General features: G+C 62.9%; 13 protein-coding genes and 1 tRNA gene. 12 read left to right on the forward strand and 2 right to left on the reverse strand.

The window, feature by feature from the left end; translation table 11 throughout:
- Positions 1-245 precede the first annotated feature (245 nt).
- A complete protein-coding gene (locus X751_RS136470) occupies positions 246-2210 on the forward strand; it encodes an acetoacetate--CoA ligase (RefSeq protein WP_023746254.1) in 1965 nt (654 codons plus the stop codon).
- A 265-nt stretch (positions 2211-2475) separates the two neighbouring features.
- Here the strand turns inward: X751_RS136470 and X751_RS136465 are convergent, their stop codons facing one another.
- Positions 2476-6480: a PAS domain S-box protein gene (locus X751_RS136465; RefSeq protein WP_023746255.1), complete on the reverse strand. Its 4005-nt coding sequence runs from the start codon at positions 6478-6480 to the stop codon at positions 2476-2478.
- A 322-nt stretch (positions 6481-6802) separates the two neighbouring features.
- Between X751_RS136465 and X751_RS136460 the strand changes: the two genes are divergently transcribed.
- Both X751_RS136460 and X751_RS136455 read left to right on the forward strand, forming a co-directional pair.
- The gene (locus X751_RS136460; RefSeq protein ID WP_023746256.1) at positions 6803-7261 is read left to right on the forward strand and encodes a phasin; all 459 of its coding nucleotides are present in this window, start codon (positions 6803-6805) and stop codon (positions 7259-7261) included.
- A gap of 347 nt (positions 7262-7608) precedes the next feature.
- Positions 7609-7685 (forward strand) — tRNA-His (locus X751_RS136455).
- A 448-nt stretch (positions 7686-8133) separates the two neighbouring features.
- Here X751_RS136455 and X751_RS136450 read toward each other — a convergent pair.
- The gene (locus tag X751_RS136450; protein ID WP_023701801.1) at positions 8134-8343 is read right to left on the reverse strand and encodes a hypothetical protein; all 210 of its coding nucleotides are present in this window, start codon (positions 8341-8343) and stop codon (positions 8134-8136) included.
- Between the two features lie 178 nt (positions 8344-8521).
- Here X751_RS136450 and X751_RS136445 point away from each other — a divergent pair, with 178 nt between their 5' ends.
- The 9 genes from X751_RS136445 to X751_RS136405 form a co-directional block, all read left to right on the forward strand.
- Positions 8522-9139, forward strand: coding sequence for a cupin domain-containing protein (locus X751_RS136445; protein ID WP_023672469.1), 618 nt, complete (start codon positions 8522-8524; stop codon positions 9137-9139).
- Between the two features lie 141 nt (positions 9140-9280).
- Positions 9281-10222 (forward strand): substrate-binding domain-containing protein, encoded by a 942-nt coding sequence (locus X751_RS136440; protein WP_023672470.1) that lies wholly within the window; start codon positions 9281-9283, stop codon positions 10220-10222.
- A 97-nt stretch (positions 10223-10319) separates the two neighbouring features.
- A complete protein-coding gene (locus X751_RS136435) occupies positions 10320-11117 on the forward strand; it encodes an ATP-binding cassette domain-containing protein (RefSeq protein ID WP_023686756.1) in 798 nt (265 codons plus the stop codon).
- Positions 11114-12124, forward strand: a complete 1011-nt coding sequence (locus X751_RS136430; protein WP_023746257.1) for an ABC transporter permease — start codon at positions 11114-11116, stop codon at positions 12122-12124. The genes X751_RS136435 and X751_RS136430 overlap by 4 nt, the downstream gene beginning before the upstream one ends.
- Position 12125: 1 nt before the next feature.
- A complete protein-coding gene (locus X751_RS136425; protein WP_023746258.1) occupies positions 12126-13214 on the forward strand; it encodes a phosphotriesterase in 1089 nt (362 codons plus the stop codon).
- 29 nt (positions 13215-13243) lie between these two features.
- The gene (locus tag X751_RS136420) at positions 13244-14014 is read left to right on the forward strand and encodes a glutamine amidotransferase (protein ID WP_023672474.1); all 771 of its coding nucleotides are present in this window, start codon (positions 13244-13246) and stop codon (positions 14012-14014) included.
- 6 nt (positions 14015-14020) lie between these two features.
- Entirely contained in the window at positions 14021-14932 is a 912-nt protein-coding gene (locus tag X751_RS136415) for a ribokinase (protein WP_023746259.1), read from the forward strand.
- A complete protein-coding gene (locus X751_RS136410) occupies positions 14929-15777 on the forward strand; it encodes a BtpA/SgcQ family protein (protein ID WP_023746260.1) in 849 nt (282 codons plus the stop codon). The genes X751_RS136415 and X751_RS136410 overlap by 4 nt, the downstream gene beginning before the upstream one ends.
- Positions 15774-16659, forward strand: an 886-nt coding sequence (locus X751_RS136405) for a hydantoinase/carbamoylase family amidase (RefSeq protein WP_023746261.1), incomplete at its 3' end; no start/stop codon positions are given. The genes X751_RS136410 and X751_RS136405, both read left to right, overlap by 4 nt.

Below are 16659 nucleotides of genomic sequence, written 5' to 3' on the forward strand. Positions count from 1 at the left end.
GATGGCAATTGCGCACATATGGCCGAGTTTAGCGGAACAAAATCTTGCTCTGCCGCACGGTGGTAGGCATAAGCGATGCAGCTTCAGCCTGTTACGAGGCGCGGCGTTTTTGGGACAGCGGCGCCTGTAAAGCTGAGGCTAGTGCATGTCGCCCGGAAGAGTGCAGCGGTTCCGGGACAACGACGTGCATCAAAACAAAAGCATATCTATCTTGCGACGCCGACCGGCTTCAAGGAGGATCGATCATGGCTGCCGAAGCACCGCTCTGGACTCCGACGCAAGAGCAGATCGACGCAGCACCACTGACCGCGTTCATGAAGGCAGCAGCGGCCAAAAGCGGCACATCCTTCACCTCCTACGCCGAACTGCACCGCTGGTCGGTCGAGGATCGCGAAGGCTTCTGGAGCCTGCTGTGGGACTTTTGCGGCATTGTCGGCGACAAAGGGACCGATGGGACGGTGCTCGTCGATGGCGACAAGATGCCCGGCGCATCGTTCTTTCCCGATGCGACGCTGAACTTCGCCGAGAACCTGCTGAAGAAGACCGGTTCCGGTGACGCGATCGTCTTTCGCGGCGAGGGCAAGATCGAGCGGCGGCTGTCGTGGAACGAACTGCACCAGCTGACCTCGCGCTTTCAGCAGCTTTTCCTGTCGCTCAAGGTGAAAAAGGGCGACCGCATCGCGGCGATGATGCCCAACATGCCGGAAACCGTCGCCGCCATGCTGGCGGCCGCCTCCATCGGCGCGGTCTGGTCGTCCTGTTCCCCCGATTTCGGCGAGCAGGGCGTGCTCGACCGTTTCGGCCAGATCGAGCCGGTCATATTCATTGCGCCGGACGGCTATTGGTACAATGGCAAGGCAATCGAGGTAGCCGACAAGATCGCTGCCGTTGCGGCGAAGCTCGAAACCGTCCGCAAGGTCCTGATCGTCGACTATCTCGGTACCTCGCGCGATATCGCAGCGATCATCGACAAGGCCGTGGCGCTCGAAGAGGCGCTGTCACCCTTTACCGCCAAAGCGGTCACGTTCGAGCGGCTGCCGTTCGCGCATCCGCTCTACATCCTGTTTTCGTCAGGTACCACCGGCATTCCCAAATGCATCGTCCATTCGGCCGGCGGCACGCTGGTCCAGCACGTCAAGGAACACCGGCTGCATGCCGGGCTCGTCGAAGGCGACTGCTTCTTCTACTTCACCACCTGCGGCTGGATGATGTGGAACTGGCTGGTGTCGGGCCTGGCCTCGGGCGCCACGCTGCTGCTCTATGACGGCTCACCCTTCCACCCCGACGGCAATGTGCTGTTCAGCTTCGCCGATGCCGAGAAGATGACCTTTTTCGGCACCTCGGCCAAATTCATCGATTCCGTGCGCAAGGCCGGGCTCAAGCCTATCCGCAGCCATGATCTGTCGAGTGTGCGGGCGATTTCCTCGACCGGCTCACCGTTGTCGCCGGAGGATTTCCGCTTCGTCTTTGACGGCATCAAGAAGGACGTACATCTGGCCTCGGTTTCCGGCGGCACCGACATCGTCTCCTGTTTCGTGCTCGGCGTACCGACGCAACCGGTCTGGACCGGCGAGATCCAGGGTCCCGGCCTCGGCCTTGCTGTCGATGTATGGGACGATGACGGCAAGCCGATCCGCGAGCAAAAGGGTGAGCTGGTCTGCACAAAAGCGTTCCCGTCGATGCCGATCGGCTTCTGGAACGATCCTGAGGGCAAGAAATACCATGCGGCCTATTTCGAGCGCTTCGACAATGTCTGGTGCCACGGCGACTTCGCCGAATGGACCGCGCATGGCGGCATGATCATCCACGGCCGTTCCGACGCGACGCTCAATCCGGGCGGTGTGCGCATCGGCACGGCGGAGATCTACAATCAGGTCGAACAGATGCCGGAGATCCTTGAGGCGCTGTGCATCGGTCAGGATTTCGACAATGACGTCCGCGTCGTGCTGTTCGTGCGGCTGGCCACCGGCGTGACGCTGGACGAGAATCTGGAAAAGCGCATTCGTTCCAAGATCCGCGGCGGCGCCAGCCCGCGCCACGTGCCGGCAAGGATCGTCGCCGTCAGCGACATTCCGCGCACCAAATCGGGCAAGATCACCGAGCTTGCAGTGCGCGACGTGGTGCATGGCCGCGCCATCAAGAACAAGGAAGCGTTGGCCAATCCAGAGGCGCTGGAGCTGTTCAGGAACCTGCCGCAGCTGACTGAGTGACGCGGCCGGGATGGTTAACCAGATATGTCGGTCGAATTTACCTAGATTTCATGAGTGGTACACATTCGTAAATTTTTTGGACGGCCGGTAAGGAGTTGTTAAGGCCCGGCGCCGATAGTCGCACGTAACTTGAGGGAGAAATCCCGTTCCTCGTCCCCTGAGGATCAGATTCGCTCAAGCCCCCGTTGTGACAGCAAATCCCATTTAAGGCGTCCTGTTGGACGCCTTTTCTTTGTCCGGGATTCTCGCCCGGGAATGGCCGGCCCTATTCGGCCAGCACCCGCGTCGACGGGAAGGCGACCTCGACCAGCGTCCCTTCGCCCGGCGTCGAGGTGATGGTGAAGCGGGCGCGGTTGGCTTCCACCATCGCCTTGGTCAGCGGCAGGCCGAGACCGGTGCCGTCGCCACGCCCGCGCTTCAGCGCATTGATCTGCTTGAATGGCTTCAGCGCCTGCTCGATCTCGGCATGGCTCATGCCAATGCCGGTATCGCGCACCCGCATGACAACGTCGCCGGAGGTTTCATAGGCGGTCGACACGATCACCTGTCCGCCGGCTTGCGTATAGCGAATGGCGTTGGACAGGATGTTGAGCGCGATCTGGCGCACGCTTCTGAGGTCGGCGACGACTTCCGGCAGTCGCGAGGCGAAGCTGGAGCGAATGATGACACGCTCGCGGTTGGCCTGCGGCTGCATCATCGCCACCGTCTCGGCCAGCGTATCGTTGAGCGACACCGCCTCGTAGTCCATTTCCTGCTGGCCGGCCTCGATCTTCGAAATGTCGAGGAGGTCATTGACGAGATCGAGCACATGGTTGCCCGAGCGGTTGATGTCTCTGAGATAGTCGCGGTAGCGGTCATTGGCTACCGGGCCGAACTTCTCGTCCACCATCAGCTCGGAAAAGCCGATAATGGCGTTGAGCGGCGTGCGGATCTCGTGGCTGATGCGGGCGAGGAAATCGGTCTTCTGCGAGGAGGCGCGCTCGGCCACCGCGCGCGCCTGGGTCAGATCCTCTTCGGCCCGCTTCCACTGCGTGATGTCGCGCACCACGGCGCAGAAGCCGCTGTCATTGGGCAGCCTGCCGATGGTCATGAACAGCGGGATGAAGCGCCCTTGCGCCTCGCGCCCGATCACCTCGCGGCCATCGTTCATCACACTCGCCACGCCGGGCTCGGACAGGCCGTTCAGATAGTCGCGCGCCGCGCGCTGGCTTTCGATGGCAAACAGCGAGGCGAACGGTTTACCGGTGACGTCGTCGCTGTCGAAGCCGAACAGCGCCTCGGCCGGCCGGCTGATCGAGCGGATGTCGCCGTCGCGGCCGATCAACACCACACCATCGGTCGCGGTGTCGATGATGGTGCGCATCTCGGCAATGCGCGCTTTGAGTTCGGAGACATCGGGCTGCGTCTGCTCGTCGGCTGCGAGATGCGCAACCATCGGCGGCTCGTTGTCGCCGGTACGTCGCACCACCAGCATCAGCGCCTTGCCGGCGCGCCACGGCACCGAACGCAAAATGGCTTCGATCGGAAATTCCTGGCCCTCGCGCGTCTTCAGTTTGAGTGTGTGGTCGCTTTCGCCGGCCATTTCTGAATAGGGATCGGCAAACAGCGCGTCGAGCCCGCCGGCGTCGCTCAGGTCCTCAAGCGTGTCATAGCCGGTCAGGCCGAGGAATTCCTCATTGGCGTAATGAAGCTCGTCGCCCGAATGGATGAGCAGCGGCACCGGCAGCTTGCCGAGGATCGACGTGTCAGGGGCCTTGTGTTCATCTCCGGCCGAGAATGCCGAAGGCATGAACCCCTCAAGCTTGAGCGGCGGCACTTTCAGGCGCTGTGGTTCTGCCGGCACTGTGTCCGCATCGCCGGCCTTGTCCCCGTCTTCCACGGCGGAATCGGTCGCCTCGTCGGACGGCGCCCAATCCTCATTGTCCTCGGCATCGCGGAAGTCGGCCGACGTCATGCTGTCGTCTTCACCGGCATTGGCCGGCGTCTCGGCAACAACCGGCTGTGGCTCTGCGGCCTCGACGATCTCTTGGGCTTGCGTATCATCCGGTTCGGAAGCCGGCGCAAGTTCGTCGTTGGACGACGTTGCTTCCGTACTGTCTTCGGTGACGGAGCCTGGTTCGGGATCGGCATAGTCGAGCAGGGAGCGCGACACTGTCGGCGCCTTCGCCTCGCCTGCTTCGCTGTCCGCAAGGCCGTCGTCCGGCTGCTCGCCGTCAAGCCGCGTCAGGTCCTTTTCGTCCTCGGCATCGCTTTCCGGCGGTTCGGCCTCAGCCGTTTCGCTTTCGGGTGCGGCTGCCGATGGTTCAGCCACGGCAGCCGGGCCGGCTTCGTCCGGACTCGAGACCTCGGCGGGTTGTCGGGCTGGCGCGGCTGTTTCAGCCTGGTCCGCCTCGACATGATCCGGCTTGGGCTCATCTGCCTTGGCCTGGTCTGGCATTACCTGATCCGGATTGGCCGGTTCGGCCTGCTTGGCAGTCTCCGGCTGCTCCGGCGGGGGATTGTCCTTCTTCAGCCGCTCGCCGATTTCGCGGAAAGCGCTGCGCTCCAGCGTCGACAGGCCCCTCTCGCTTGTCGGCTGCTTGTCGCTGGCGGGCTGCCGATGCTCGGCCAGCCGGATGACCTTGTCGGCAAAACGACGTTCCTGCTTCGGCACGATGGTCAGTGCCGGCACTTCGCCCTCGAACGGATCGGCCGCCTTGGGAGCTTCCGCCACGGGCTGTTCCGGGGCCGGCTCGGCTGCTGCCGGTGGCGCGCCATTGGGGACCAGCGCCATGCCGATTGCTTCCGGATCGACCACCGCATCGCCGGCGCGGGCGACGCCGAAACCACGAAAACCTTCGAAGGCGCGGCTGCGGCCATAGACAGGCAGTGCTGCCAGATCGACCGGTATCTTCAGGTCGGAGCCGGCAACCGGCCACAGTACCGAGCGGCCCGACCAGGTGTCGCGCCGTTCAAGCAGGCCCGCGATCTCGCCCGAGGCGTCGAGGCCGAAAGTTGTCGCGACGTCCTTGAAGCGGCGGCCGATCACGTCGGCGGCGGCTTTGCCGACAATGTCGCCGAATTCCGGCGACAGCGCGCTGAACTTGCCGTCGGCGTCGGTGCGCCAGACGAAGCGCAGCGGCGGCGCCGAGCGGTCGACCTCACGTTTGGCGGGAGGCGCAGCCGGTGGGGCTGCGTCGGACGGCAGGGCGGGCGCAGCGGCACTGCTGTCCAACTGCGCACTCTCGGCCGGGGAAACAGAGTCCGGCTCGGCCTGCGCCGGGCTGTCCGGCTCGCCCGCCTGCGGCTCTTCGCCGGCATGGAAGTACCAATGATCATGTTGCGCCGGCGCGCTGTCATTCGCCGCCTGCTCGCGGCCGGTCGTCTGCTCGCGATGGTCCGCCTTTGTATCGGTTGACGCCGAAGCATCATGCTCGGTGGCAGCCGGACCTGTCTCCCCGACATCAGGCGCGGCCGCGAGTGGGGCGCCCTGATTCCCGCTTGCGGTGGGGTGGTCAGCCACCGCATCCACCGTTACCGCGTTCTCCGCGGCGGCTTGCGCCGGGCCATCGTCGACCTGCGCTGCAGCAGGTTCGGCATCCAGCTCGCCGACAGGATTTTCCTCACCGAGCTGATCCTCGTCGATGACCACCAGCAGATGCCTGGACTCGGTCAGGCGCGCGAAGCCGGCCGGATAGGACTTTGCGCCGCCGGGGACCAGCCGCTTGACGATGCGGTCGTCCTGGCTCGCCACGTCGGCGACAAGCGCGGCCAGCGTCTCAGGCCGGATGGCGAGCGCGCCAAAGCCATCCGAAGCCGCCTCGACAGTGCCGGCGGCGTCGACAAAGGCGATGAAATGGCCGTCTTCGGTAAAGCCGCTGATGGCGCGGGCCGCAATGTCGGCAGCACTGCGCGAGCCGGCCTGCGCTGCCGGCACCACCAGCATAATGGCGCTTTCGCCGTCCGGCATAGTCACCGCACTGGCCAGGAAGCCGACGGCGCGGCTGGTGATGCCGGTCGCCAGCCGTACCGTAATGGCGCGGTCGCTGCCGATCTGCGGGAAGCCCGCGGTCGCCATGATCTGGCGCCTGGCGATCAGCGGCAGCTGAGCCGAGGCGCCGATGATGGCCTCGATATCGGGATAGCCGAACACCGCAGCGCCCGGGCCGTTGGCCCAGATCACCTGTTCGAGGTCGGCCGACAGAATCGCGATCGCGTCGCCGGCGGCGAAGCGCTGGCGAACCGCATCAAGCACGGCGACATCGAGGAAAGAGTAGTTCTCGGAAGGCATGCGCTTGGCGGACCCTTTCGGTGAAACCTCTTGGCGAACCCCTCTTGGCGAACCTACAAGGCGGGCAATTTGCAGTTAACGCTTTGTTAATAAAAGCCCGCGCGGCGAAGGTCCACAAGCCATGGCGGGAAGCAGGTGGAATCTCTGGCCACTTGGTTAACAGCCTCTCGGAATGTCCCTGGATAACCTCTTGGGTCGCATGGGAAGAAATTTATGGTGCACTGCAACAAACATATTGCATCGCACAAAAAAACCGCTATATTGCCATCATACATGAACGAGACGGCTTTTTGTCAAAGCCGCTACCCCGAAAGGATGGAAAATGACCAAGGCCAAGACCGCTGAGACCATCGAAAACGTCGAATTCCCGAGCTTCGACGCTTCCAAGGCAACCGACCAGATCCGCGCTTTCGCCGAAAAGGGCGTCGAGCAGTCGAAGGAAGCCTACTCCAAGCTGAAGACCGGCGCCGAAGAGACCCAGAAAGTCCTGGAATCGACCTTCGAGACTGCCAAGACCGTTTCCAGCGACCTGTCGCTCAAGACCATCGCCGCTCTGCGCGCCAATGCCGAAGCCGGCTTCTCGCATCTCGAGGCCCTCATCGGCGCCAAGTCGCTGTCGGAAGTGGTCGAACTGCAGACCGCCTTCCTGCGCAAGCGCGTCGAGACCACGGTCGAGCAGGCCAAGGACTTCCAGGCTGTTGCTTCGAAGGCTGCCGAAGACGTCGCCAAGCCGGTCAAGACCGCTTTCGAGAAGGCCCTGAAGGACATCAAGGCCGCCTAACAATTGCGCACAACTCTGCGATGCATCAAAACGTCGCATTTCGTCAGACAAATAGGTGTGCGATAGAGTTGTCCAAATGAATACCCGGCGAGTGGAACCTCCTCCCTCTGCTCTCCGGGGTGACCAGCCAGCACCTCCTCCCGCTGGCTCGTAACAGGAAAAGGCCGGCACCTCCTCCCGCCGGCCTTTTTCTTTTGCCGAAGAAAACCGGCGCCTGTTGGCAGAACCGGCTTTGCCTTATCAAAGGCCTTGAATTAGTCTCTGATAGACCGTATTGGACGCATCGCCGAACGACAGAGCGGATCTCGGAGAATGAATTTTCACCACGATCTGGCTCAGGCGAACGTGCCGTTGTAGCTCAGATGGTTAGAGCGCCGGATTGTGGATCCGGAGGTCGCTGGTTCGATCCCAGCCAACGGTACCACCGACCTTCCCGATTGTTTGAATCACTGGAAAACTTTGGCGAACGCTTCGTCCTGGTTGCGCTTTGATGCTGGGCGAAAATCCACACGGGGCGCGCGCCCGATACCGCCAAGCGATCAAGCGCGCCGAATCGCTGGGGTTCGTTTATCGGCCGCTTGCCGAGATTCCGGTCGCCGAGCCGCTCGACACGATCCTGCAGAGGGTCGAGCGCACGATCGGAGCACCCGCCACGTCACCATCGGTAAGTCAGCGATCTGCGCCTGGGCGGCGGAAACGCCAAACGCTTGCAGTAGCTTAAGGCACAGATACTCGTTCTCGACGCTGTTGGAGAGATCGATGCCGTTCGGCAGCCGGCCGATCTGCGGCTTCAGGAGATGGGTGGTCGCCGCCGTCCCGATGGGTTGAACCAGCCTCCGTCCTTGCTCACGCTCAGCTAAAGCGTGTCACGATTAATTAGCCTCGTATCCGGCAACCTTGAAGAAGTTTCTGCATTCAGCTGGCTCGAACAGGTGGCAGATATCGCCGAGTGCTTGGCAGAGTGCGTCTTGTTCACAAGCGAGGCGAAACGCGGAAATGGCGCGCTGCCTCGCGGTGACCATGCCCCTCATCGACATACGCACAACGCGCTGACGCAACTCAAGCGGTAGCGGCTTGCCCATCGCGGTCTCCTTTCAACCGCAATGAATCACGAAGGCGTCGTAGCGTTTGGTCGGGGATGATGGTTTTGAAAAGCCCAGCCGAGTCGATTGGATGCATCGTCCGTTTTTCACAGGATGGACAACGCCTGGGATCAGTTTTACGAGTCAGCCCAACCAGCGGAGATGTTCGCGTCCCCAAATGAACAAGATGGACACCCAAAACAGCAAGGGCGGCGACGAGCGCTCGACCGCCACCAGCCTTCTGCGGCTCGGCATACGGTTGAAACTCTCCCGGCAGACGCGTGGGCTGACCTTGAAGGCGCTAGCTGCCGCCGCGAACTGCTCTGAAAGCCTGCTTTCCAAGGTCGAGAACGGCAAGGTCTCGCCCTCGCTTCCCATGCTGCACCGGCTTGTCGAGGTGCTTGGCACCAACATTGGCTGGATGTTCGAGGAATCCGATGGTGAGGAAGGCATCGTCTTTCGGGCTGGATCGCGGCCGTTGATCGCGCTCGATCCGCTTCGGCGCGGCGAAGGCATTTCGCTCGAGCGCGTCATTCCGTATTCGCCCGGCCATCTCCTGCAGTGCAACATCCATCACATCGAGGCGGGAGGTGAGAGCGCCGGCCCGATCCAGCACGCTGGCGAGGAAGTCGGCTACCTCCTGGAAGGTGCGATCGAATTGATGGTCGGCGAAAAGACGTTTCGCCTGTCGGCCGGCGATTCCTTCGTCTTCAATTCCGAACTGCCGCACTGGTACCGCAATGTCGGCGACGAACGCGCCAGCATTTTCTGGGTGAACACGCCGGCAACATTCTGATCGGGCGAGCCCCTCATTTGTCTTCGTTGATGCCAATTCAAGTCACTTGACAAGAAATCAAGCATCTTGAAATATGCTCTGCGCTCAGGCGCCAGGTGAGCCCGATCAAGGGCCTTTTCGAGAAAACCAAGGGGAACCGGAATGCGTCTTACCAAGATCCTTTCAGGCTGCGCCGCAGCCATCGCCATGACCCTCGCCCTCGGCTCTGCTTCCGCCATGGCCGAGACCTATGCGCTGGTGACCATCAACCAGCAGGCCCTGTTCTTCAACCAGATCAATGACGGCGCAACGGCTGCCGCAAAGGCTGCCGGCGTGGACCTCGTCATCTTCAACGCCAACAATGTACCAAGCGCGCAGAACGACGCCATCGAGAACTACATCACCCAGAAGGTCGACGGCATCATTCTCGTCGCCATCGATGTCAACGGTGTGAAGCCGGCCATCACCGCGGCCAAAGCCGCCGGCATTCCGGTCATCGCCATTGACGCGCAGATCCCAAATGGCGACAACGTCGCCTTCGTCGGCGTTGACAACACCAAGGCAGGCGAGGATATCGGCAAGTCCTACGCCGAATACGTGAAGACTAAGCTGAGCGGCACCGCCAAGATCGGCGTCGTTGGCGCGCTCAATTCGTTTATCCAGAACCAGCGCCTCGACGGCTTCAAGAAGGCTGTCACCGACAGCGGCCAGAAGGTCACCTTCCTCGACACGGTCGACGGCCAGAACGTCCAGGACGTCGCCCTGTCCGCCTCCGAAAACCTGATGACCGCCAATCCTGACATGACGACGCTTTACGCGACCGGCGAGCCGGCTCTGCTCGGCGCGGTTTCCGCCGTCTCCAGCCAGGCCCGTACGGGCGACGTCAAGGTGTTCGGCTGGGACCTGACCAAGTCGGCGGTGCAGGGTCTCGAAGAGGGCTGGGTGGTCGCTGTCGTCCAGCAGGATCCGGCCGGTGAAGGCAAGGCTGCCATCGAAGCTTTCGTCAAGCTCAAGAAGGGCGAGAAGATCGACCCGATCATCAACGTTCCGATCACCATCGTGACCAAGGAAAATGTCGGCCAGTTCAAGGACATGTTCAAGTAGTATCCTCCCCGGACCGCTGGGCTGCGCATTGACCCGAGGGTTGCCTGCGCAGCCCGGCGACCGATTGAACATGTCGCGCCCAGAGAATTGGACCATGATGAGCGATGGCGAGACCTACCGCGTCAGGATGACCGGTATTTCCAAACGGTACGGCCCTATCCAGACGCTGGACGATGTCTCGCTGAACCTGAAGCCTGGCGAAGTGCTCGGCCTGGTCGGCGACAATGGCGCCGGCAAATCCACCTTGAGCAAGGTCCTGTCCGGTGCGGTAATTCCTGATGCCGGCACCATCGAGATCGATGGCAAGGCGGTGTCTTTCTCGTCGCCGGCCGATGCCCGCGCCGCACGGGTGGAGATGGTCTACCAGGACCTTTCGCTCTGCGACACGGTGGATGTGGCGGGCAATCTCTTCCTCGGCCGCGAACCGCGTCGCCGCGTTCTCGGCGTCCCCTTTCTCGACAACAAGCGCATGCATGGCGAGACGCGCCAGATGCTCGACCGGCTCGGCATCGTCATTGCCGATACCAAGCTCAAGGTCGAAAACCTCTCCGGCGGCCAGCGCCAGTCGATCGCCATCGGCCGCGCCGCTTCTTTCGACCCCTCGGTGCTGATCATGGACGAGCCGACGGCCGCCCTTGCGGTGGCGGAAGTCGAGGCGGTTCTGGAACTCATCCGCGCCGTCAGCGCCCGTGGTGTCAGCGTCATCCTCATCACCCATCGCCTGCAGGACCTGTTCCTGGTCTGCGATCGTATCCAGGTCATGTACGAAGGCCGCAATGTCGCCGAGCGCAAGATCGGCGAGACCAGCATCGAGGAGGTCGTCAACCTGATCGTCGGCCGCAAATTCACCGCGCGCTCGGCCCGCGCAAGCCGCGATGAGGGGGTCCAACCATGAACGTTACCTCCGCCGGTGTTGGCGCCTCGCCCAAACGCGCTCACAACAGCACGTGGAAGGATGTGGCGTTAGCCAATGGCAGCGTCGTCTCGATTGCGCTGTTCTTCATCGTCGTCTGCGTGGTCTTCTCGCTGATCACCGGTTCCTTCCTGACGACGCCCAATCTGCTCAACATCGCGCGCCAGTCGGCGCCGCTGCTGATCGTTGCGGCCGCGATGACCTTCGTCATCACCACCGGCGGCATCGACCTCTCGGTCGGCTCCGTGCTGGCGCTGACGGCAACGCTGTCGGCGGTTTTCCTGCAGGCCGACCTGCCATGGCCGCTGGTCGTCATCGCCATGCTGGCGCTTGGTGCTGCGATCGGCGCCTTGCACGGCTTCTTCATCGCCTACGAGCGGATACCGCCCTTCATCGTCACCCTTGCCGGGCTCTCCGTCATCCGCGGCGTGGCGTTGCTGATCACCGGCGGCTATTCGATCCCGGTCGAACCGACCAGCTTCTTCGTCAACATCGGCAGGGCCTGGTTTCTCGGCGTGCCGGTACCGGCGCTGCTCGCCCTTGTCGTGCTGATCATTGCCTATCTCGCCTTCAACCAGACGCCGTTCGGCCGCTATGTCACCGGCATCGGCGCCAATACAGAGGCCGTGCGCCGAGCCGGTGTCGATACGCGCTTCATGACGCTCTTCGTCTACATCCTGTCGGGCATGGCGGCGGCGGTGGCCGGCATCATCCTCGCCGCCCGGCTCGGTTCCGGCTCGTCGAATGCCGGCCAGGGTTTCGAGCTCGATGTCATCGCCGCCGTGGTGCTTGGCGGCACCAGTCTGTTCGGCGGGCGCGGTACGATCATCGGCACTGTGCTCGGCGCGTTGACCGTCGCGGTCATCGGCAACGGCTTGATCCTTGCGCATATGTCGCCCTTCCTGACGCCGATCGTTACCGGCACGATCATCCTCGTTGCCATCTGGCTGAATTTCCGGCTGTTCAAGGGCGCAACGCGGAGCCGCTGACATGGATCATCTGTTCGACGACAAGCCAAGGGAACGGCCACCGATCGGTGTTCGCTCCGGCACGGTGATGACCGTTACCGGCCCGGTTGCGATTGCCGATATGGGCGTGACGCTGATGCATGAACACATACTGCTCGATGGCGCGACGTCGTGGAAATGCCCTTGCCATCCCGACGAGAAGAAGATCGGCGAGCAGCCGGTCAGCATGGAGATCATCGGCGAGTTGCGGATGAACCCCTACATGAACCGCGACAACGTCTCGCTCGACGACAGCGACCTAGCCCTTTCGGAGTTGGCGAAATACCGGGCGCTCGGCGGCCATACCGTGGTGGATGCGACCAACATTGGCATTGGCCGCGATCCGGTGAAGCTGGCGCGCATCGCCCGCGCCTCTGGATTGCGGATCGTCATGGGGACGGGCTTCTACCTGCAGCACACCCATCCCGTCTGGCTGAAAGCGATGGACGTTGACGACGTCACCGAATTCCTCGTCAATGATGTCGGCGGCGGGTCGGCGCAGCCCGAAATCATTGCCGGCATTATCGGTGAGGTTGGCGTCAGCAAGGATTTTACCGACGAGGAGCGCAAGTCGCTGCGGGCCTCCGCCCGTGCGGCCAAGATGACCGGCGTGCCGCTGACGATTCATCTGCCCGGCTGGGAGCGGCTGGCGCATGATGTGCTTGACGTGGTCGAGGCAGAAGGCGCCGATCTCCGGCATACGGTGCTTTGCCACATGAACCCCAGCCACAACGATCTTGCCTACCAGCAAAGCCTCGCCGCGCGTGGCGCCTTCCTGGAATACGACATGATCGGCATGGATTTCTATTATGCCGACCAGGATGCGCAGTCGCCGTCCGACGAGCAGAATGCGCGGGCGATCCGCTCGCTGATCGATATGGGACTGCTCGACAGGATTCTGCTGTCGCAGGACGTCTTTCTCAAGATCATGCTGACCCGCTTCGGCGGTTTCGGCTACGGCTTCATCCTCAAGCATTTCGTGCCGAGACTGAAACGCCATGGTGTCGAGCAGTCGGCAATCGACACGATGCTCATCGACAATCCAAAGACTGTGTTCGCCGAGGGCCTCTGAGCCGCTCCAAAACAAGATAGGGAGACTACATGTCCAGGAAGAAGGTTCTTCTCGCAGGCGAGTCCTGGGTCTCGACCGCGACCCACATCAAAGGCTTCGATCAGTTTCCCACCGTGACCTATCACACCGGTGCCGATGAGTTGCTGGCCGCGATGAAGGACAGCCTGTTCGACGTCACCTTCATGCCAGCGCATGAGGCACAGCGGAATTTCCCGCAGACCATGGAAGCGCTTTCGGCCTATGACGCGGTCGTGCTCTCCGATCTGGGGGCCAACACGCTGCTGCTTCACCCCGATACCTGGATCCACTCCAAACCGACGCCGAACCGGCTGCGCCTGTTGCGCGACTATGTCGGCAATGGCGGCGGTCTGTTGATGTTCGGCGGCTATTACAGCTTCCAGGGCATCAATGGCGGCGCGCGCTATCACAAGACGCCGGTTGAGGACGTTCTGCCGGTCATCTGCCTGCCGGTGGACGACCGTGTCGAGGTTCCAGAGGGCTATGCGCCGGTTGTCGTCGGACCGCAGACCCATCCGATCCTCAAGGGCCTCGGCAAGGACTGGCCAATCCTGCTTGGCTTCAACGAGGTCACGGTCAAGGATGGTTCGGAAGTTCTCGCCACCGTGTCCTCCGACTACCGTTCGCTGCCACTGCTGGTGACCGGCAAATATGGCCGGGGCCGCACTGTCGCCTGGACCTCGGATGTAGGGCCGCATTGGCTGCCGCCGGGCTTCATCGCCTGGAATGGCTACAAGACATTGTTCGAACAGATGCTGGGCTGGGCTACGGCCAAGGACTAGCAAGCCATGAGCGTCCATGTCGTCGGCAATGTCTGTGTCGATACAACGTTTCGGCTAGAGCGGTTTCCCCAGCCGGGCGAAACGCTGAACGCATCGGAACATGCTGACGGACTTGGCGGCAAGGGTGCGAACCAGGCGGTGGCCGCGGCGCGCACCGGAGCCGATGTTCGCTTCCGTGCCGCGATCGGCAACGATCCCGCCGGAGCCTGGATCGCAGAGCAGTTGAGCCGCGATCTCGATGCCAGCCATCTGGCGGTGCTGCCACTGCCCAGCGATCGGTCAACGATCATGGTCGATGCGCGGGGCGAGAACCTGATCGTCACCGGAGCCAGTTGCGCCGCCGCGTACAATCCTATGGCCGACAGCGGTTTTACCCGAGCGATCGAACGCGGCGATATCGTGGTATTTCAGGGCAATCTGGCTCCGGATATGACGGCCACTTGCCTGAAGGTGGCGCGGGGCGCGGGAGCGATGACGATCTTCAATCCGAGCCCGCTTGCGGCCGACCACACACCGGGCTTGAGCGACGTCAGCGTCGTCATCGCCAATGCGGGCGAAGCGGCGCAACTGACCGGGGCTGGCGACCCTGCCATGGCGGCCCGCGACTTGATCCGTCAGGGCGCCGGCGCTGCCATCGTGACGCTTGGCGCACTCGGCTGCCTTGTCGCCGATGGCGAAGGACGGATCGACCGGATCGCGGCGCCCAGGGTGGCCGTGCTAGACACCAGCGGCGCGGGCGACGTCTTTTGCGGTTGCCTCGCTGGTTGCCTTGCGGCCGGCATGGAGCTCCCCGCGGCAGCGCGGATTGCGGTCCGCGCCGCAGCCATCTCGGTCGGGCGCGCCGGCACGCTCGGTTCCTGCCCCGACAGACGGGAAATGAAAGTGCTTATGGAAACGACGGAAGCGAAAACCGCATGACAAATTCCCCTAACTCCAAACCCATTGGCCAGGTCGCGGATGATGTGCTGCAGTCGATCTTCGGCAGGAGCAAGGTGGTGATCGGCGTGGTTCATCTCGCCCCCCTGCCGGGGGCGCCGCGCTACCATGGCGAGGCGATCGAGGCCATCTATCAACGCGGCCTCGACGACGCCAAAGCCTATTTGCAGGGAGGGTGTGACGGCGTGATCGCCGAAAACCATGGTGACGTGCCGTTTTCCAAGCCGGATGATATCGGGCCGGAAACCTCCGCCTACATGTCTGTCGTCTCAGACCGGATCCGCAGAGAACTCGGCCGGCCGATCGGCATCAATGTGCTTGCCAATGCCTCCATTCCCGCGCTTTCGATCGCCAGTGCCTCCGGTGCTTCCTTCGTGCGCGTCAATCAATGGGCCAACGCCTATGTCGCCAACGAGGGCTTTATCGAAGGCGAAGCGGCGCGCGCCATGCGTTTCCGCGCTAGGCTTCGGGCCAACGGTATCCGCATCTTCGCCGACGCGCATGTCAAGCATGGCGCCCACGCGATCGTCGGCGACCGGCCGATCGAGGAGCAGGTCAAGGACCTCGTGTTCTTCGATGCCGACGCGGTGATCGCCACCGGCCAGCGCACTGGCCACGCCGCCGACCTCAGCTACATCAGGATGATCAAGGACGCCGCCGGACTGCCGACGCTTGTCGGCAGCGGGGTGACACCCGACAACGCCAATGATATCTTGGACATCGTCGACGGCGTCATTGTCGCCAGCTCGCTGAAACATGATGGAGTGTGGTGGAATCAGGTCGATCCGCAACGGGTGAAGGCCTTCATCCGCAGCCTCAAGCGGTGACTTTAGTGCCGGAGATCGACGGCGAGCGGCTGCTGGGCCGGCTCGATGCCTTCGCCCGGATCGGCGCGACGCCAGCCGGTGGCGTAAACCGACAGGCGTTCAGCATCGAGGATCGCGGCGCCCGGCGCCTGTTGGCGGAATTGGCGCTCGCGCGCGGCTTCGCGGTTTTCCAGGACGCCATGGCAAACCTTTTCATCCGCCGCGAGGGCACGGATGCCACCCTGCCGCCGCTGCTTATCGGCAGCCACCTCGACAGCCAGCCGACCGGCGGGCGCTTCGATGGAGCGCTCGGCACGCTTTCCGCCTTCGAGGCGCTCGAAGCGCTGGAGGACGCGAGGGCCGAGACTCGGATGCCGATGGAGGTCGTCGCCTGGGCCAATGAAGAGGGCAGCCGGTTTACGCCGGGTGTCATGGGCTCCATGGCCTTCACCGGAGCCGACATTTGCGCATGGCAGTCCATAGTCGGTAGCGACGGTGCGTCCCTCGCAGAGGAGCTCGGGGCAACGATCTCCGCCTTGCCAGAGGCAACCCTTCGCCCCCTCGGCATGCCGATATCCGGCTACATCGAGCTGCATATCGAACAGGGACCATCGCTGGAAAAGGAGCGGTTGCCGATCGGTATCGTCACAGCCGTGCAAGGTACGCGCTGGCTGGAGGTCTGCATTGAGGGCGCCGCCGGTCACGCCGGTACAACCGGCCTCGCCTACCGTAGGGATCCGATGGTCGCGGCCGTTGCCGCGATTCACAAGCTCCAGACGACGATCATGCCGTTCGACAGCAGGGCAAGGCTGACGGTGGGCCGGGTGACCGCCCAGCCGGGATCGATCAACGCCATACCGCAGTCTGTGGTCTTCGCCGTCGATATCAGGCATCCGCGGGTAG

It is taken from the genome of Mesorhizobium sp. LNJC394B00 (assembly GCF_000502555.1).
Lineage (GTDB): Bacteria > Pseudomonadota > Alphaproteobacteria > Rhizobiales > Rhizobiaceae > Mesorhizobium.

Bases quoted from the DNA above. Each gene is read 5' to 3' on its own strand.
- X751_RS136470 (WP_023746254.1), top strand. From the start codon at position 246: ATGGCTGCCGAAGCACCGCTCTGGACTCCGACGCAAGAGCAGATCGAC.
- X751_RS136465 (WP_023746255.1), bottom strand. From the start codon at position 6,480: ATGCCTTCCGAGAACTACTCTTTCCTCGATGTCGCCGTGCTTGATGCG.
- X751_RS136460 (WP_023746256.1), top strand. From the start codon at position 6,803: ATGACCAAGGCCAAGACCGCTGAGACCATCGAAAACGTCGAATTCCCG.
- X751_RS136450 (WP_023701801.1), bottom strand. From the start codon at position 8,343: ATGGGCAAGCCGCTACCGCTTGAGTTGCGTCAGCGCGTTGTGCGTATG.
- X751_RS136445 (WP_023672469.1), top strand. From the start codon at position 8,522: ATGAACAAGATGGACACCCAAAACAGCAAGGGCGGCGACGAGCGCTCG.
- X751_RS136440 (WP_023672470.1), top strand. From the start codon at position 9,281: ATGCGTCTTACCAAGATCCTTTCAGGCTGCGCCGCAGCCATCGCCATG.
- X751_RS136435 (WP_023686756.1), top strand. From the start codon at position 10,320: ATGAGCGATGGCGAGACCTACCGCGTCAGGATGACCGGTATTTCCAAA.
- X751_RS136430 (WP_023746257.1), top strand. From the start codon at position 11,114: ATGAACGTTACCTCCGCCGGTGTTGGCGCCTCGCCCAAACGCGCTCAC.
- X751_RS136425 (WP_023746258.1), top strand. From the start codon at position 12,126: ATGGATCATCTGTTCGACGACAAGCCAAGGGAACGGCCACCGATCGGT.
- X751_RS136420 (WP_023672474.1), top strand. From the start codon at position 13,244: ATGTCCAGGAAGAAGGTTCTTCTCGCAGGCGAGTCCTGGGTCTCGACC.
- X751_RS136415 (WP_023746259.1), top strand. From the start codon at position 14,021: ATGAGCGTCCATGTCGTCGGCAATGTCTGTGTCGATACAACGTTTCGG.
- X751_RS136410 (WP_023746260.1), top strand. From the start codon at position 14,929: ATGACAAATTCCCCTAACTCCAAACCCATTGGCCAGGTCGCGGATGAT.